A 1,264-nucleotide genomic window follows, 5' to 3' on the forward strand; every position below is an offset into this window, starting at 1 on the left:
ATGCAAGTACCGTCAGGAGTCTCGTAATCCGTGCCAAAAATCGCGATCGAATCTCGTTTACCCAAAGCCGCGAACAACACCAGTGGGATCAAGTGAGTTTCTGGATTGTGATCCTCTCCTAACAACCCGTTAGGGTCAGCCCCAGCCGCGTTAAAATAGCGGAAACAAACAGACTTGAAATCATACGCAGCGTCAAAATCCGACAAAATCCTTTCTACCATTAACTTAGTAGCACCGTAGGGATTGATCGGATTTTGCGGGTGGTCTTCTGTGAGCGGAATTTTCTGCGGTACACCGTAAGTCGCGCAAGTAGAAGAAAACACCAATTTCTTCACGTCAGCAGCGATCATTGCTTCCAAAAGCGTAATAGTGCCGATGACATTGTTGCGATAATATTTAGCTGGGTCGGTAACAGATTCGCCCACGTAAGCGTAAGCAGAAAAGTGCATTACCGCATCAATCTTGTGCGTAGCAAACAAGTTGTCTAGAAGAGTGCGATCGTTCGTATCGCCAACTACCAACTCGACCTGCAAAGCCCGATCTACTATATCTCTGTGACCGTAAACTAAATTATCCAAAATCACCACACCGTAACCGGCGTTTTTCAGCGCTAATACCGCGTGAGAGCCAATATATCCAGCTCCGCCCGTCACCAAAATAGTTTGTTTTTCTGAACTCATTTTCTTCTGCCTGTTTTTGTAGCTGGGATTGCCAAGAGCCTTGTTACTTTGAGACTTCCACATCAGACGCTTTCACACTCCGCGTGAGCCGGAGAATTAAAGCGAAATATATAGGCTTTGCTGTGCCCGACGGGACGATCGCACTCCTAAAGAACGCTTTTTACACTCCAGATAGATGCTGACTGTGCAAGTCTTTCTGTTCACTCGATAAACTTGAGGCGACCAATTTGGATATAATCAAATATCCGATTAATCTGATGTCGATCCTCTTCTGAAATTTTATCATCTGACAGGATAGCCGAAGTCAAAACTAAGTGTTCCCTGCGACTGATCTTGCCAGACGCTACAATCCGATCGACTTTTTGAGAAATTGTTAAGTTCGATTTGTTGTGAGAGGTTCGCATTTATTCGATCGCTTTTATGCCAAAATAGTTAAAGCCGATTGCAGTTCATGACCCAAAAATGGTGCGTACCCGACCGCAAATCAATTTGCTCAACAGCAGAAATAACGTATCAGAAACGTATCAGAAACGTATCAGAAACGTATCAGAAACGTATCAGAAACGTATCAGAAACGTATCAGA

The 1,264-nt window shown here is 44.3% G+C and carries 2 protein-coding genes; both read right to left on the reverse strand.

From position 1 onward, the window contains the following. On the reverse strand, window positions 1–680 hold a 680-nt coding region (gene galE, locus QT990_RS26610), incomplete at its 3' end, for a UDP-glucose 4-epimerase GalE (protein ID WP_333465949.1). A gap of 200 nt (window positions 681–880) precedes the next feature. Next, window positions 881–1,084 carry a hypothetical protein gene (locus tag QT990_RS26615; protein ID WP_333144783.1) on the reverse strand — a complete coding sequence of 68 codons (204 nt, stop codon included), beginning with the start codon at window positions 1,082–1,084 and terminating at the stop codon, window positions 881–883. Window positions 1,085–1,264 lie beyond the last annotated feature (180 nt).

It is taken from the genome of Microcoleus sp. T3_B1, assembly GCF_036700445.1.
Classification (GTDB): domain Bacteria; phylum Cyanobacteriota; class Cyanobacteriia; order Cyanobacteriales; family Microcoleaceae; genus Microcoleus.